Source organism: Streptomyces sp. NBC_00386, from assembly GCF_036063235.1.
Classification (GTDB): Bacteria; Actinomycetota; Actinomycetes; order Streptomycetales; family Streptomycetaceae; genus Streptomyces.
Genome location: NZ_CP107950.1, coordinates 4,332,641 through 4,346,540, shown reverse-complemented (window position 1 = coordinate 4,346,540; position 13,900 = coordinate 4,332,641). Strand labels below are relative to the sequence as shown.

Below are 13,900 nucleotides of genomic sequence, written 5' to 3'. Positions count from 1 at the left end.
CCGTTCCCGCTCCCTCGGCGGAGACCCGCGTCACCCGGCCCGTCCCCACCGGACGTCCGCGGCACCTGCACCGACCCCGCCCCGGCGGCCCTCAGGCCATCCACCGGTCCGGCCGGGCCTCCCGCCGTCCCGTGCGGGACCGGTCCGCCTGTGCCTGGAGGAGCTCCGCCGCCTCGGCGGCATCCCGCAGCCGCGCGGTCACCGTCCTGCCGGCACCGGCGTCGATGTGGACGTCGGCGAGCCCCTTGAAGCGCTCCCAGGGCCCCTGTGTCAGCCGGACGCTCTGCGCCTTGGCGTGCGGGACGAGGTAGAGGCGGCGCCGCAACAGCCCGCGGCGCGCGGCGAACACGGTGCCGGTGACGGCGAGTCCGTACCCGCGCCACCAGAACGGCACGCACCAGCCGGCCCGCCGTGGCGGCCGGTCCAGTGACGCGGGAACGGTCACACCGGGCAGCACGGCGGCGATCACGGCCTCGGCGACCTCGCGCGGAGCGACGGGCACGAGGACCGAGTTCGAGGACCCGGCCACGTCCAGCTCGACCCGCACCCATCTGCCGCGCCACAGCAGGGGTTCGACGATCCGTACGGTCTGCACGCGTCCGGGCGGCACCGTCTCGTGCGTCCGGTCCAGGAGCCCGTGATCGATGCGCAGGCCGTCGGGCGACTCGCCCACCGTCCAGTCGTACTCACCGACGAACCGCCCGACGCTGCTCGCGCCCGCCGCGCCGAGCAGGGGCAGTCCGGTCGCGAGGACCGTCCAGACGCTGTGCGTGGCGAACCACAGCAGCGTGGGCACGACGAGCGCGGCGACCAGGGAGGCCCAGGTGGCACCGGTGAGCAGCAGGGAGGCGGCCAGGACGCCGGGCGGGACGTGCAGCAGCTGCCGGACCGGTGCCTCGCCGACCTCGTGGGCCGACTCGGGTGCGAACCCGGCCGCCCGGGCGAGGAGTTCGGCACGCAGCCTGCGGGCCTCGCCCTCGCCCAGATAGGCCAGCTCGTCCTTCTTGTCGGTCCCGACGACATCGAGCTTCAGCTTGGCGACGCCCGCGACGCGGGCCAGCAGCGGCTGGGTGATGTCGACGGCCTGGAGCCGTTCGAGCCGGATGTGCGCGGTGCGGCGGAACAACAGGCCGGTGCGGATGCGCAGTTCGGTGTCGGTCACCGCGAAATGCGTGAACCACCAGCTCATGAAGCCGTAGAGGGCGGCGCCCGGGACGATCACGGCGAGCCCCAGGAGCAGCACGGTCGTCGTGAGCCGGGCGAGCTGTTCCTGCGCCTGGCCCGGGTCGTGGACGGCCCAGCCCGCGAGGACGGCCACCGGTGCCCAGGCTCGCCGGAACGGGGTCACGGGGTGCAACCGCCGTTCGGACAGCGGCCTCTCCTCCGGTACGGGACCCTCGTCGTCCGGCACGGCCGTCGCGCCGGGGAGGGCGCCGGGCGCGGCGGACGGGTGTCCCGGGGAGTCCGGGGAGGCCGTGCTCACAGGCCCGCCGATCGTGCCTCGCCCAGTTCGGTCAGCCGGTCGCGCAGTCGCTCGGCCTCGCCCGGGTCGAGACCCGGGATGCACGCGTCGGTGGCCGCGGCGGCCGTGTGCAGCTGCACGCTGGCGAGCCCGAAGTGGCGTTCCAGGGGCCCGGAGGTCACCTCGACGAGCTGCATGCGCCCGTACGGCACCACGGTCTCCTCACGCCACAGCACCCCCCGGCTGATCAGCAGGTCGTCCGCGCGTTCCGCGTACCGCCAGGAGCGCCAGTTGCGCCCCAGCATGTGCCAGCCCCAGGCGGCGAGGGCGGGCGGCAGCAGGGCGAAGGCCGCCCAGCCCGGACCGGCGAACAGAGCGAGGAGCAAGCCGACGGCGATCGTCAGGAGTCCCAGCCACACCACCAGCAACAGTCGTCGCATGCGCAGCAGCCCCGGAGGCAGTCCGGTCCAGACCGGCTCCCCCGGCGCGCTCTCCTCGGTCCGCGTGCTCCCCGTCTCCATGGAGCAAGCGTACGTACGAGAGACTGTGGCCATGACTCCCACGACGGAGACCATGGTCGGCATCGGCGGCGCTGCCGAGAGCACCGACATGGTGCTCAACATCGGCCCCCAGCACCCCTCGACCCATGGCGTGCTGCGCCTGCGGCTCGTACTCGACGGTGAGCGGATCCAGCACGCGGAGCCGGTCATCGGCTATATGCACCGCGGCGCCGAGAAGCTCTTCGAGGCGCGCGACTACCGCCAGATCATCATGCTCGCCAACCGCCACGACTGGCTGTCGGCCTTCTCGAACGAGCTGGGCGTCGTCCTCGCCGTGGAGCGGATGCTCGGCATGGAGGTCCCCGCGCGCGCGGTGTGGATGCGCACGCTGCTCGCGGAACTCAACCGGGTCCTCAACCACCTGATGTTCCTCGGCTCCTATCCCCTGGAGCTGGGCGGGATCACCCCGATCTTCTACGCCTTCACGGAGCGCGAGGAGCTCCAGCACGTCATGGAGGAGATCTCCGGCGGGCGCATGCACTACATGTTCAACCGCGTCGGCGGTCTCAAGGAGGACCTTCCGGCCGGATGGGCCGCCCGCGCGCGTGCCTGCGTCGCCGCGCTGCGCGCGCGGATGGGCGTGTACGACGACCTGGTGATCGGCAACGAGATCTTCCGGGGGCGTACGCGCGATGTGGGCGTCCTCTCGCCGGAGGCCGTGCACGCGTACGGCGTCAGCGGTCCCATCGCGCGGGCCTCCGGCGTCGACTTCGACCTGCGCCGCGACGAGCCCTACCTCGCGTACGGGGAGCTCCAGGACACCCTGAAGGTCGTCACGCGAGAGGAGGGCGACTGCCTGGCCCGCTTCGAGTGTCTCCTGGAGCAGACGCACAACTCCCTGCACCTCGCGGACGCCTGTCTCGACCGGCTGGCCGAGCTGCCGCCCGGCCCGGTCAACCAGCGTCTGCCGAAGGTCCTGAAGGCGCCCGAGGGACACACGTACGCCTGGACCGAGAACCCCCTCGGCATCAACGGCTACTACCTCGTCAGCAAGGGCGAGAAGACTCCGTACCGGCTGAAGCTGCGCTCCGCCTCCTTCAACAACATCCAGGCGCTCACCGAACTGCTGCCCGGGACGCTGGTCTCCGACATGGTGGCGATCCTGGGGTCACTGTTCTTCGTGGTCGGGGACATCGACAAGTAGGGCGTCGCGCAGGACGGCGTCGGGGGAGTCCGGGAACCCGTCGGGGAAGCCGACGGGCTGGAGCAGCCAGCCGAAGTCGCCCAGCCCGCCCGGCGCGGTGAGTTCCGCCGCCTGCCCGGCACCCGCGAGGGCGCGCACATAGGCCGCCGGGTCCGTCGTCGCCAGGGCGAGCGGGGGGCGGGCGCCGCTCACGCCCAGCGCGCGCAGCGCCGCGCGCTGGGTCACCACGCGGCCCCCGGGCAGCGCGCACGCGTCGAGCGCCACATGCGCGGTGATGTCGCACGAGCCGTCCGGTACCGGTGCCGTCCCGCGTCCCTCCCGGAAACCGGTGAGTGTCCCGAAGGGCGGCCGCCCGCCCGCGACGTGCGCGTAGTCGACGGCGACGGCGAGGCCCCGGTCGAGCGTGGCCACGGCGGAGGCCCAGGCGAGGTCCCGGGGGAGCCCGATCTCGGCACGGGCCCCCTCGGCGGGCGCGAGGGGCGCTTCGGGAGAACCGTCCGCCCCCGGTGTTCGGGGTGCTTCCTGTGCGGGCTCGGGGACCGGCCGCGCTCCCGGTGCGGGCCGGTCGCCGGCCGGCGGCCACCACCAGTTCCGCAGCCACCGGGCGTCCTCCCCGGTGACGGGCTCCCCGAGGCGTTCGGTTCCGTCGCCGCGGACGAGGACCCGCCGCGGCACCCGGTCCGGGCCGGCCTCGGCGACGTCCACGGGCACGTTGTCCAGCCACTCGTTGGCGAAGAGCAGCCCGGTGATCCCGCGCGGCGGCTCGGTGAGCCAGGAGATCCGCCGGTCGAGGCCGGCCGGCCTCTCCGCCCGCTCGACGGCGTACCCGCGCACACGGCCGGCCACGTCGGCGGGGAGAGCGGCGAGGACCCCGGTCACCAGCTCGCCGCGGCCGGCGGCCATGTCGACGAAGGCCAGCGGATCCGGGTGGCCGAGGGCCGCGTCGAGGCGGCACAGCAGGCGTGCCACGGCCCCCGCGAACAGCGGGGAGGCGTGTACCGAGGTCCGGAAATGCCCGGCCGGGCCCTCGGGCCGGCGGTAGAAGCCCCCCGGGCCGTACAGCGCCGTTTCCGTCGCCTCGCGCCACCCACGCCACTCACCCGCCGCCGCACGTTCCACGGGGTCAGGCTAAGCGGTGCCGTTCCGCTGGTCCGGCCGGGCGGTCCGGTCCGGATCGGTGCGGAAGGCACCTTTTGGGCGTCCCGGAGGGAGGGGCATCCACCTTGGGGAGTACGAGGGGCGGCCCCGGATCGGTCCTCCGGTTGACCCGGGCACACCGCGCGCCTCCCTACTCTGGGTTACGTGCAGCGCCTCTATGACCTTCTCCGCAGGTACCCGACATGGGTCGACAGCTTCTGGGCCGTCGCCCTCCTCGGGATCTCCTGGGTGAGCATCAGCAATGTCAACGGCGCCGCGACGGGTCCGTCGTCGACCGCCACGGCGCTCCCGATCGCCGTCGTGCTGAGCGTGGTCGTCGCGCTGCGCCGCCGCATGCCGGAGAAGATGCTGATCCTGGCCGTGGCGGCGGGCCTCGCACAACTGGTCCTGGACGTCCCGTCGGCGGCCGAGGACTTCGCGATGCTGGTGATCATCTACACGGTCGCCGCGGACGGTGCCCGCTGGGCCTCCCGGCTCGCGCTGATCGGCGGCCTGTGCGCGGGCACCCTTTCGCAGCTCCGCTGGCCCACCGAGGCCAGCGGGCCGGGCGGCGTCTTCATGGCGATCTTCCAGACCGTTCCGTTCGCGCTCGCCTGGGTGCTCGGCGACTCGATCCGCACCCGCCGCGCCTACTTCGCGCAGCTGGAGGAGCGGGCCGCCCGTCTGGAGAAGGAGCGCGAGGCGCAGGCCAAGGTCGCGGTCGCCGCCGAGCGCGCCCGGATCGCGCGCGAGTTGCACGACGTCGTCGCGCACAACGTCTCGGTGATGGTGGTTCAGGCCGACGGCGCCGCGTACGTCATGGACACCGCCCCCGACCAGGCCAGGAAGGCGCTGGAGACCATCTCGGGAACCGGCAGGCAGGCCCTCGCCGAGATGCGCCGGCTGCTCGGAGTGCTGCGCACCGGCGAGCACCAGGAGGGCGGCGAATACGTGCCGCAGCCCGACGTCGAGCAGCTCGACGACCTCATCGAGCAGTGCCGCACCTCGGGTCTGCCCGTCGACTTCAAGGTGGAGGGCACCCCGCGCCCGCTGCCCAGCGGTGTGGAGCTCACGGCGTACCGCATCGTCCAGGAGGCGCTGACCAACACCCGCAAGCACGGAGGCCCGAACGCGGGCGCCAGCGTCCGTCTGGTGTACTTCGACGACGGCCTCGGCCTGCTCGTCGAGGACGACGGCAAGGGCGCCCCCCACGAGCTGTACGAGGAGGGCGGCGCCGACGGGCAGGGCCACGGCCTGATCGGCATGCGGGAGCGTGTCGGCATGGTCGGCGGCACCCTGGACGCGGGGCCGCGGCCCGGCGGGGGTTTCCGCATCAGCGCCCTGCTGCCGCTCAAAGCGGCCCACTGACACCTGTACACACCGGTCCCGACGACCGGCCCGACGAAGTGAAAGGCCCCCGATGGCGATCCGCGTGATGCTCGTCGACGACCAGGTGCTGCTGCGCACCGGCTTCCGGATGGTGCTCGATGCCCAGCCGGACATGGAGGTCGTGGCCGAGGCGGGCGACGGCGTCGAGGCCCTGCAGGTGCTGAGCGCCACCGAGGTCGACGTGGTCCTGATGGACGTACGCATGCCGAAGCTCGACGGCGTGGAGACGACCCGCCGCATCTGCTCGGACCCGAACCCGCCGAAGGTCCTGATCCTCACCACCTTCGACCTCGACGAGTACGCGTTCTCCGGTCTGAAGGCGGGCGCCTCCGGCTTCATGCTCAAGGACGTGCCCCCGGGAGAGCTGCTCGCCGCCATCCGTTCCGTGCACAGCGGCGACGCCGTGGTCGCGCCGTCCACCACCCGGCGCCTGCTCGACCGGTTCGCGCCGCTGCTGCCCAACGCCGGCAAGGAGCCCCGGCACAAGGGCCTGGAGCGGCTCACCGAGCGCGAGCGCGAGGTCATGATCCTGGTCGCGCAGGGCCTGTCCAACGGGGAGATCGCGGCCCGTCTCGTCCTCTCGGAGGCCACCGTGAAGACCCACGTCGGGCGCATCCTCACCAAGGTCGGCCTGCGCGACCGGGTCCAGGTGGTCGTCCTCGCCTACGAGACGGGGCTCGTCCGGGCGGGCGGGCTCGGCTGACGCCCGAAGGCACACCCCGCGGCCGGTGCCGTACGAGCGACTGCCGGGGCGGGGCCCGGTTTCCCGGTGGCGCCGGCCTTCGCGTGACCGGGACGTGACCGGCGCGCACTAGGGTCGGCGCATGCTCCTGTGGATCAACGGGCCCTTCGGGGGCGGCAAGACACAGACCGCGCACGAGATCCAGCGCAGGCTGCAGGGCAGCGTCATCTGCGATCCGGAACACGCCGGTTTCGGCCTGCGCCGCATGCTTCCGCCCGAACTCCGCGGCGATTTCCAGGACTTGGTGTCCTGGCGGCAGGGTGTGGTCGAGGTGCTCGACCTCGCGCTCCGCGAACGGGACGGTGTGGTCATCGCCCCCATGACGGTCACGAACCCCGTGCACTTCGCGGAGACGGTCGGGCGGCTGCGTGAACTGGGCCACGACGTACGGCACTTCACGCTGCTGGCCGAGCGCGAGACCGTCCTTCGGCGGCTGCGCGAACGCGGCTTCGGGCACTTTGTGGGCCACGTCGCGGGGAAGGACACCCCGCTGCGGCGCGAGAGCTGGGCCGTGGGGCAGCTCGACCACTGCCTGGAGCGGCTGCGCGAGCCGGAGTTCGCCGAGCATCTGTGGACCGACGGGACGACCGTCGCCAGGACCGCCGACCGGATAGCGGTCCTCGCGGGGCTGACGCTCGAACCGAACCGGGACGGGGCCCTGCGCGGGCGCCTGCGGCGGGCACGGACGAGCGTGCGCCACATCCGCCTCGACTGAGTCGGCCGCGCGGACCGGGCAGCACCCCGGTCCCCGGTCCGGGGCGTCACCCGCGGACCCTCAGCGCAGGATCCCCTCCAGGAAATCGCTGCCCAGCCGGGCCACCACGCCGACGTCGAGCTGGTGCAGCACATAGCGGCCGCGGCGCCGCGTGGTGATCAGGCCGGCCTTCTTGAGCACGCTCAGGTGCCGGGATATCTCCGGCGCGGTCATCCCGTGCACCTGGGCGAGCTCGCCCGTGGTGTACGCGCTGCGTGCCAGATGGCGGCAGATGCGCATCCGGACCGGGTGGGACAGGGCGGTCATCCGCAGGGTGAGCTGCTCGACGGAGGGCGGGGCGGAGAGCTCGGGGGAACTGACGGGGTAGTGCAGCACCGGCTGCCACCGATAGCGGTGCAGCACCATCAGGTGCGGACGGCCGAGGCTGGTGGGGACCAGCAGCAGACCGCCGTCCGCCGTGACCACCGTGCCCCCCTCGGTCAGCTTGTCGACGGTGATGATCCGCGCCGTCTCGTCCAGGGACAGGGCGGAGGAGACGGAGGCCAGCGCCTCGGGCAGGCCCTTGTGCCGGAGCAGATCCGTCTTGTGACGGGCCTCCGCGGCCAGCGGGTGGCGCAGCCGGGACCAGGTCTCGGCGAAGAAGGCCTCGTCGCAGTCCTCCAGGAACTGCCGCAGCCAGGCCCGCACGCCCGGCGGGTCCACCAGCAGCCGCTCGGTGAACCGCGTCTGCTGCGGCCCGCGCGAGGCGGCCAGATCGACGGCACGCCGCTGCACCTCGGGATCGGAGAGGGCGTGCGGCCCCTCGGAGCTGTACGCGAGCGCGCAGGTGAACTCCAGGGCCGCGTCCACGAACTGCTCGTCGGTGAGCTTGTCCAGCAGGTCCAGGTCCTCGGCGAGCGTCGCGCCCGGCACCGAGACCCCGCCCGGGATGCCCGCGCACGGCAGGAACAGGTCCGAGAACGTCGTACGCCACAGGAAGTCCGCCTCGCACATCCGGTCCGCGAGATGGGGATCGAGCCCGGCGGTCACCCCCGTCGCCCAGCCCTGGAGCCCGGGGTGGTGCCCCGGCTCCGCCAGCGCGTGCAGCGCCATCCCCAGCTCGGCCAGCGGCGACGGCACGACGGCGACCCGCTCCGGCCGCAGGCCGCGGATGTCGATGTGCACGCTCATGTCCCCATGGTGCACCTCGCCACCGACAGCGGCCGCCGCCGATTGACGACGGCCGTCAATCGAGGCGACAGCCGTTGTGATCAGGCGCAGCCTGGGACGACCGGGGCAGTTCGCGCGGGGCCTTCGGATCCCATCCCTCGTTCCCGAGAGGCGATCGGTCATGAGCATCACCCAGCAGTACCTCCTGGACAGCTACCGGGCCTCGCAGCACGGGGAGGCCGCTCCACCGGCACCCGGCAGCCACGACCGGGAGGTCGCGCGGGAGCTGCGCGACTACCGGCGGTTCCGGGCCGTCGTGGCCGGACATCCGGCGCACGGCCGGCTGCGCGGTGCCCTGAGCCGGTGGCTGCACGGCCGGCACCGGTGGCCGGCCCGCCGATAGCCGCGCCGCCGGGCCCTCCCGGGCCCCGTGCCGTGCGTGCCCGCGTCCTACGAGGTGATCCGGTCCGGCAGCCGTTCCACGAACGCGCGGACCGCCGCCTTCACGTCGTCCGCCGTCCACTCCAGACCCGGCCCGGCCACCGTGACCTCCGTGTACGCGAGTCCCGGGCCGCCCCGGTTCCAGCCCTGGGCGAACAGGCCCGTCCTCGTCTCCTCGACCTGCCGCAGCGCCGCGTCCCCGAGGACGTCCGGTTCGTACGGCAGCCAGACCTGGAACTGGTGGGTGTGCGGCTCCTCCGGGTGGACCCGGGCCCAGGGGACCCCGGCCTCGGTGAAGCCCTCGCGCAGCGCGCCGGCCACCACGCGCGCGTGGGCGACGTACTCCGGCAGCCGGGGCAGCTCCCGCTCCAGGCCGATCAGCGCCGACAGGACGGTCGGGAACTGCTGGATGATCATGCCGCCGTACCGGTGCCGCCAGGTCTTCGCCTCGTCCACGAGCGTCTTCGGCCCCGCGACGGCGGCACCGCCGAAACCGCCGAGCGACTTGTAGAACGAGACGTACACGCTGTCCGCGAGGCCGGCGATCTCCTCCAGGGGGCGGCCGAAGCGCGGGGTGCACTCCCACAGCCGGGCCCCGTCGATGTGGACGACCGCGTCACGCTCCCGGGCCGCCTCCACGACCTCGGTGAGCTCCTCCCAGGTCGGCAGGACGAACCCGGCGTCCCGGAGCGGCAGCTCCAGCAGCAGCGCGCCAAATGGCTCGGGGAAGTCCCGCACCTCCTCGGCGGTCGGCATCCGGGGCTCGTTCGTCAGACGGACCGGGCGCAGGCCGCTGACCCGGCTGAACGCCTGCCGTTCATGGACTTCGGGGTGGCTGAGCCCGTGCAGGGCCACGGTCGCGTCACCGGTCCGGCCCGCCCAGCAGCGCAGGACGACCTGCTGCGCCATGGTCCCGGTCGGGAAGAAGACCGCCGCCTCCGTGCCCAGCAGCGCGGCGACCCGCTCCTCCAGGTTCTCGACGAGGCCGTCGCCGTACATGTCGACCCGCTCGTCCAGGTCGCACACGTCACCGGCGCCCTCGTTCAGCCAGGCCAGGCGCTCGCGGAGCGACAACTGGTAGCCGGGCCGCCACAGCACCCGCCCGGCCGCCTTCCAGGCGACCGCGCGCCGCTCGAACCGCTCCTCGGGAGACAGCCCCGCCGTCCCCTCCCCGCCCCGCTCCACGGGCTCCGTGCCGACCCGCTCCGCAGGTTCTCCACCGCTTCGTGCCGCCGTATCGCTCATCCCAGGATCATGTCCCGGGCGGGCCCGGCCGGGCACCTCGAATTCCACACGCCGGTGACCTGTGGATATCTCGTTCACCCGGCCAGGGCACTCATCGCGTTCCGGCGCGCGGAAACCCACAGCCTGTGGACGGCCGGACTCCCGTCGGACCAATCGCGTTAACATGACGAGAAATCGTCCGGTACCCCGAGCGGACTGGAACGGAAGGCCGCCGTCGCGTGAGTACGTATCTCCAGCCAGAGCCCAAGGACCGCCCCGCGCGGCTGACCGTCGGCGTCGTCGGTGCCGGCCGTGTCGGACCCGCGCTCGCCGCCGCGCTCCAGCTCGCCGGACACCGCCCGGTGGCCGTCTCCGGCGTCTCCGACGCCTCCAGGCGGCGTGCCGCGCAGCTCCTGCCCGACGTTCCGCTGGTGTCCCCGGCCGAGGTCCTGGAGCGCGCCGACCTCGTGCTGCTGACGGTCCCCGACGACGCGCTCCCCGGGCTCGTCGAAGGACTCGCCGAGACGGGCGCCGTCCGGCCCGGACAGCTCCTGGTGCACACCTCGGGACGGTACGGCGCGCGCGTGCTCGACCCGGCCCTCAGGGCGGGCGCGCTGCCGCTCGCCCTGCACCCCGCGATGACGTTCACGGGCACCGCCGTGGACGTCCAGCGGCTCGCCGGATGCTCCTTCGGCGTCACCGCCCCCGAGCAGCTCCGGCTGGCCGCCGAGGCCCTCGTGATCGAGATGGGCGGCGAGCCCGAGTGGATCGCCGAGGAGTCCCGGCCGCTCTACCACGCGGCCCTCGCGCTGGGAGCCAACCACCTGGTGACCCTGGTCGCCGAGTCGATGGAGCTGCTGCGCACCGCCGGTGTCGCGGCCCCCGACCGCATGCTCGGCCCGCTCCTCGGTGCCGCTCTGGACAACGCGCTCAGGTCGGGCGACGCGGCCCTGACCGGACCCGTCGCGCGCGGGGACGCGGGCACGGTCGCCGCGCACGTCGCCGAACTGCGCCGGCACGCCCCGGGGACCGTCGCCGGCTATCTGGCGATGGCCCGCGCGACCGCCGACCGCGCGCTCGCCCACGGACTGCTCAAGCCGGAACTCGCCGAGGACCTCCTGGGAGTACTCGCCGCCGGGACGGACGCGACCCAGGGGACCGAGGGAGACACCCGATGACCACCGCCCTGCTGCGCACCGCCGACCAACTGTCCGCGCGGGCCCGGACCGGCCGCAGAGCCGTCGTGATGACCATGGGCGCCCTCCACGAGGGCCACGCCACCTTGATCCGCACCGCCCGCGAGGTCGCGGGAGACGCGGGCGAGGTGGTCGTCACCGTCTTCGTCAACCCCCTCCAGTTCGGGCAGGGCGAGGACCTCGACCGCTACCCGCGCACCCTCGACGCCGACCTGAAGATCGCCGAACAGGCGGGTGCCGACGTCGTGTTCGCGCCCTCCGTCGACGAGGTCTACCCCGGTGGCGAGCCCCAGGTCCGGATCTCCGCGGGACCGATGGGCGAGCGCCTGGAAGGCTCCGTGCGGCCCGGTCACTTCGACGGCATGCTCACCGTCGTCGCCAAACTGCTGCACCTGACCCGGCCCGACGTGGCCCTGTTCGGCCAGAAGGACGCCCAGCAGCTCGCCCTGATCCGGCGCATGGCACGCGACCTGAACTTCGGCGTGGAGATCACCGGCGTCCCCACCGTGCGCGAGGAGGACGGACTCGCCCTCTCCAGCCGCAACCGCTACCTCTCGGCCCAGGAGCGGCGCACCGCGCTCGCCCTCTCCCAGGCCCTGTTCGCGGGCCGTGACCGGCACGCCGCCCAGGAGGCGCTGCGCGCGCGGGCCCTGGAGGTGCCCGCCACGCGCGAGCGTGCCGAGGCCCTCAGCGCCCTGGGCGAGTCCCGGGCCGCGGCCGACGCGCACGCCGTCGCCAAGGCCGTCCCCGGCTGGCCCGGCGGGGTCCGCTCGGCCGCCCGGCTGGTCCTCGACGAGGCGGCCCGCCTGCGGCCGCCGCTGGCCCTGGACTATCTCGCACTCGTCGACCCCGACGACTTCACCGAGGTCCCGGACGACTTCACCGGCGAGGCGGTCCTCGCCGTCGCCGCCCGGGTCGGCACGACCCGGCTGATCGACAACATTCCCCTCACCTTCGGAGCCGCCTCGTGACCGGCAAAGGCACAGGTTCAGACACCGCCACTGGCACCGGTATACGCCTGCACGCGCCCGCCCCGGGCTGGGCCCTGACCGCGGACGTCGTCGTCGTCGGTTCCGGCGTGGCCGGGCTCACCGCGGCCCTGCGCTGCGAGGCCGCGGGGCTGCGGACCGTCGTCGTCACCAAGGCCCGCCTGGACGACGGCTCCACGCGCTGGGCGCAGGGCGGCATAGCCGCGGCCCTCGGCGAGGGCGACACCCCCGAACAGCACCTCGACGACACCCTCGTCGCGGGCGCGGGCCTGTGCGACGAGGAAGCCGTCCGCATCCTCGTCACCGAGGGCCCCGACGCGGTGCGCCGACTCATAGCGACCGGCGCCCACTTCGACGAGTCCTCCGAGGGCCGCCTCGAACTCACCCGTGAGGGCGGCCACCACCGCCGCCGCATCGCGCACGCGGGCGGCGACGCGACGGGCGCCGAGATCTCCCGGGCCCTCGTCGAGGCGGTCCGCGCGCGCGGCCTGCGCACGGTCGAGAACGCGCTCGTCCTGGACCTCCTCACGGACGCCGAGGGCCGCACCGCGGGCGTGACCCTGCACGTCATGGGAGAGGGCCAGCACGACGGTGTCGGCGCCGTCCACGCCCCCGCCGTGGTCCTCGCGACCGGCGGCATGGGCCAGGTCTACTCCGCGACCACCAACCCGTCCGTCTCCACGGGCGACGGCGTGGCCCTCGCCCTGCGCGCGGGCGCCGAGGTCTCCGACCTCGAATTCGTCCAGTTCCATCCGACCGTGCTCTTCCTCGGAGCCGACGCGGAGGGCCAGCAGCCGCTGGTCTCCGAGGCGGTACGGGGCGAGGGCGCCCACCTGGTCGACGCGGGCGGCGTGCGCTTCATGGTCGGCCAGCACGAGCTGGCCGAACTGGCCCCCCGGGACATCGTCGCCAAGGGCATCATGCGCCGCATGCAGGAGCAGGACGCCGAGCACATGTTCCTCGACGCCCGGCACTTCGGCGCCGCCATGTGGGAGCACCGCTTCCCCACGATCCTCGCCGCCTGCCGCGCCAACGGCATCGAGCCGGTGACCGAGCCCGTCCCGGTCGCCCCGGCCGCCCACTACGCCTCCGGCGGCGTACGCACCGACGCCCGGGGCCGCACCACGGTCCCCGGTCTGTACGCGTGCGGAGAGGTCGCCTGCACGGGCGTCCACGGCGCCAACCGGCTCGCCTCCAACTCCCTGCTGGAAGGCCTCGTCTACGCCGAGCGGATCGCCGCCGACATCGCGGCCAGCCACGCCGAGGACGGTCTGCACGCGCGCGTGCCCCAGCCGGTCCCGCACCCCGAGACGCCCGCGCACCCGCTGCTCGCCCCCGAGGCCCGCTTCGCGATCCAGCGGATCATGACGGGCGGCGCCGGTGTGCTGCGCTCCGCCGAGTCCCTTTCGACCGCGGCCGAGCAGCTCCAGCGTCTGCACACCGACGCTCGGGACGCCCTCGACGAGAACGGCAAGACCTCCGAGCCCGGCGTCGACACCTGGGAGGCCACCAACCTGCTGTGCGTGGCCCGCGTCCTTGTCGCCGCCGCCCTGCTGCGCGAGGAGACCCGGGGCTGCCACTGGCGGGAGGACCACGCCGACCGCGACGACGAACAGTGGCGCCGCCACATCGTCGTACGGCTGAATCCCGACCGGACGCTCGCCGTCGGCACCACCGATACCGCAGACTTCCCCCCGACATCCCGGCAGCCCCACCCGGCGCCCCCGTCCCGTACCCAGGAGCAGTGACCGA

General features: G+C 73.8%; 13 protein-coding genes. 8 read left to right on the top strand and 5 right to left on the bottom strand.

The window, feature by feature from the left end:
- Positions 1–91: 91 nt before the first annotated feature.
- Both OG780_RS19035 and OG780_RS19030 read right to left on the bottom strand, forming a co-directional pair.
- Positions 92–1,411, bottom strand: coding sequence for a PH domain-containing protein (locus OG780_RS19035; protein ID WP_328458238.1), 1,320 nt, complete (start codon positions 1,409–1,411; stop codon positions 92–94).
- Between the two features lie 68 nt (positions 1,412–1,479).
- Positions 1,480–1,983: a PH domain-containing protein gene (locus tag OG780_RS19030; RefSeq protein WP_328449758.1), complete on the bottom strand. Its 504-nt coding sequence runs from the start codon at positions 1,981–1,983 to the stop codon at positions 1,480–1,482.
- A gap of 31 nt (positions 1,984–2,014) precedes the next feature.
- Between OG780_RS19030 and OG780_RS19025 the strand changes: the two genes are divergently transcribed.
- Complete coding sequence (locus OG780_RS19025) at positions 2,015–3,166, top strand: NADH-quinone oxidoreductase subunit D (RefSeq protein ID WP_328449756.1); 1,152 nt, start codon at positions 2,015–2,017, stop codon at positions 3,164–3,166.
- Here OG780_RS19025 and OG780_RS19020 read toward each other — a convergent pair.
- Positions 3,131–4,285 carry an SAM-dependent methyltransferase gene (locus OG780_RS19020; protein WP_328449754.1) on the bottom strand — a complete coding sequence of 385 codons (1,155 nt, stop codon included), beginning with the start codon at positions 4,283–4,285 and terminating at the stop codon, positions 3,131–3,133. The genes OG780_RS19025 and OG780_RS19020 overlap by 36 nt on opposite strands.
- A gap of 183 nt (positions 4,286–4,468) precedes the next feature.
- Between OG780_RS19020 and OG780_RS19015 the strand changes: the two genes are divergently transcribed.
- The 3 genes from OG780_RS19015 (at position 4,469) to OG780_RS19005 (ending at position 7,149) form a co-directional block, all read left to right on the top strand.
- A complete protein-coding gene (locus OG780_RS19015; protein ID WP_328449752.1) occupies positions 4,469–5,671 on the top strand; it encodes a sensor histidine kinase in 1,203 nt (400 codons plus the stop codon).
- A gap of 52 nt (positions 5,672–5,723) precedes the next feature.
- The gene (locus OG780_RS19010; protein WP_328449750.1) at positions 5,724–6,395 is read left to right on the top strand and encodes a response regulator transcription factor; all 672 of its coding nucleotides are present in this window, start codon (positions 5,724–5,726) and stop codon (positions 6,393–6,395) included.
- A gap of 121 nt (positions 6,396–6,516) precedes the next feature.
- Positions 6,517–7,149, top strand: coding sequence for an AAA family ATPase (locus OG780_RS19005; protein WP_328449748.1), 633 nt, complete (start codon positions 6,517–6,519; stop codon positions 7,147–7,149).
- 60 nt (positions 7,150–7,209) lie between these two features.
- Here OG780_RS19005 and OG780_RS19000 read toward each other — a convergent pair whose 3' ends face one another.
- Positions 7,210–8,319 carry a DUF5937 family protein gene (locus tag OG780_RS19000; protein WP_328449746.1) on the bottom strand — a complete coding sequence of 370 codons (1,110 nt, stop codon included), beginning with the start codon at positions 8,317–8,319 and terminating at the stop codon, positions 7,210–7,212.
- A 160-nt stretch (positions 8,320–8,479) separates the two neighbouring features.
- Here OG780_RS19000 and OG780_RS18995 point away from each other — a divergent pair, with 160 nt between their 5' ends.
- Complete coding sequence (locus tag OG780_RS18995) at positions 8,480–8,701, top strand: hypothetical protein (RefSeq protein WP_328449744.1); 222 nt, start codon at positions 8,480–8,482, stop codon at positions 8,699–8,701.
- Between the two features lie 47 nt (positions 8,702–8,748).
- Here OG780_RS18995 and OG780_RS18990 read toward each other — a convergent pair whose 3' ends face one another.
- Entirely contained in the window at positions 8,749–9,984 is a 1,236-nt protein-coding gene (locus tag OG780_RS18990) for a threonine aldolase family protein (RefSeq protein ID WP_328449742.1), read from the bottom strand.
- Between the two features lie 218 nt (positions 9,985–10,202).
- Here OG780_RS18990 and OG780_RS18985 point away from each other — a divergent pair, with 218 nt between their 5' ends.
- Genes OG780_RS18985 through OG780_RS18975 form a run of 3 tightly spaced genes read left to right on the top strand, consistent with a single transcriptional unit; the run spans position 10,203 to position 13,896 of the window.
- Positions 10,203–11,141 carry a Rossmann-like and DUF2520 domain-containing protein gene (locus tag OG780_RS18985; protein WP_328449740.1) on the top strand — a complete coding sequence of 313 codons (939 nt, stop codon included), beginning with the start codon at positions 10,203–10,205 and terminating at the stop codon, positions 11,139–11,141.
- A complete protein-coding gene (gene panC / locus OG780_RS18980; protein WP_328449738.1) occupies positions 11,138–12,130 on the top strand; it encodes a pantoate--beta-alanine ligase in 993 nt (330 codons plus the stop codon). Before OG780_RS18985 ends, panC begins: the two co-directional genes overlap by 4 nt.
- Positions 12,127–13,896 carry an L-aspartate oxidase gene (locus OG780_RS18975; protein ID WP_328449736.1) on the top strand — a complete coding sequence of 590 codons (1,770 nt, stop codon included), beginning with the start codon at positions 12,127–12,129 and terminating at the stop codon, positions 13,894–13,896. Before panC ends, OG780_RS18975 begins: the two co-directional genes overlap by 4 nt.
- Positions 13,897–13,900 lie beyond the last annotated feature (4 nt).